The 1,420-nt window shown below is 42.7% G+C and carries 2 protein-coding genes; both read right to left on the reverse strand.

Going from position 1 to position 1,420, the window contains the following annotated elements:
* Window positions 1-32: 32 nt before the first annotated feature.
* Complete coding sequence (locus P2G54_RS16445; RefSeq protein WP_275872656.1) at window positions 33-980, reverse strand: IS3 family transposase; 948 nt, start codon at window positions 978-980, stop codon at window positions 33-35.
* Window positions 977-1,375: a transposase gene (locus P2G54_RS16450; RefSeq protein WP_275872657.1), complete on the reverse strand. Its 399-nt coding sequence runs from the start codon at window positions 1,373-1,375 to the stop codon at window positions 977-979. The genes P2G54_RS16445 and P2G54_RS16450 overlap by 4 nt, the downstream gene beginning before the upstream one ends.
* Window positions 1,376-1,420 lie beyond the last annotated feature (45 nt).

The raw sequence follows: 1,420 nt of genomic DNA on the forward strand, positions 1-1,420 counted from the left end.
TGACCTTCCCTAAATAGCGTTGACCGTTTGGTTCAACATTCATTTATAAATTCCATCGGGCAAACATGAGCCAGAGGTTCTTCTCTTGGGCAAACTTCGAAGGGGCTCGATGCCCCTAAGAAGTTTATCTTTCCTTCGGTATAAACAGTCACCGTCGGTCTTTCTTGGGCGGTTAAATCTACCAGTTTTTGATAAAATCCCATGGGTGTATACTTCATTTCAAAGGAGCGGTGCAATCTTTTTGTGTTGTAACTGTTGACCGCGTTGTCCACTTTTTTCTTTAGTTCTTTAAAATCTTTAATCTTCCACCTTTTGAGGTATTCGTTTTTGATGATTCCGTTGATCCGTTCTGCGTAGGCGTTATCCCAAGCCACTATCCCCATACTGATATGGATACAATTGTCTTTGAGCAATTGGGTGTATTCCCGGCTGCTATACTGGGCACCTCTATCCGAATGGTGAATCAGTCCCCACTGCAGAAAATCTAAGACCTCCAAGGCCATGTTCATTGCTTCCAGGTTGCCTTCTGTACGCATATGATCATTGACCGAATAGCCGACTATCAATCGGGTGTAGACGTCTATGATAAACACCAGATAGTAGTGCCTACCATCGAGCTGAAAATAGGTAATGTCACTTTGGATGACCTGAAACGGTCTGGTGACAACCATTCCTTCGATTAGGTTGGGATAAAAGTAATCACCGCTGTACGTTGTTCTATGATAGTTTTTTATCCGTTTCACCCCATAGCCCAACCCTAAGAAAATCTCGCAGAACTGATCCCTGCCCATGCACTTTGGATTCAGCGTATAATACATCTTTTCAACCCCACACCCAGGATGTTCCTCTTTGAGCTGATCAGCCAAAACCACCAACTCAGAGAGTTCCTCATCAAAGCGATCCTGCCTTTGCTTGGCCTGTTTGACCGCCTGCTTACTGACTCCAACAGTCCGATAGAGTTCATTGAGTGAATAGCTCATCGCTTTCCTGTTGGTTTGGAACCACCAGAGGGTGGGGTGTTGGAGTTTTTTTTGATATCAATCGAATAAGTCTCCTTGGCTAGATCAATCATCTTTTCCAAATAATCGATCATGATTTGCTTCTGGCCAACAGCTCGTTCAAGTTCCTTGACCTTTTCTTCGAGTTCTTTCACCCGGTTGGTTTGACTGTCTTTCATCTCGACAATTCTGATGTTTTTCTCATTGTAGGTGGAATATCTGTAAATCCAACGATAAATCAGAGCATTGGAAACCCCATATTGTCGCTCCATTTGAGGAACAGACATGACTCCTTTTTCGAAATCTTCCACCAATTTACGCTTGAAGTCTTCAGAATACTTTCGATGAGAATTAATCCTTTTTCCCGTTTTTAGCATCTCGATTCATCTTTAAAAACGGTCAACTTATTTCAGGGAATGACA

The organism is Algoriphagus sp. CAU 1675, from assembly GCF_029222925.1.
In the GTDB taxonomy this organism is placed as follows: Bacteria; Bacteroidota; Bacteroidia; order Cytophagales; family Cyclobacteriaceae; genus Algoriphagus.

Coding starts and splice junctions, on each gene's coding strand:
- P2G54_RS16450 (WP_275872657.1), bottom strand. CDS start 1,375: ATGCTAAAAACGGGAAAAAGGATTAATTCTCATCGAAAGTATTCTGAA.
- P2G54_RS16445 (WP_275872656.1), bottom strand. CDS start 980: ATGAGCTATTCACTCAATGAACTCTATCGGACTGTTGGAGTCAGTAAG.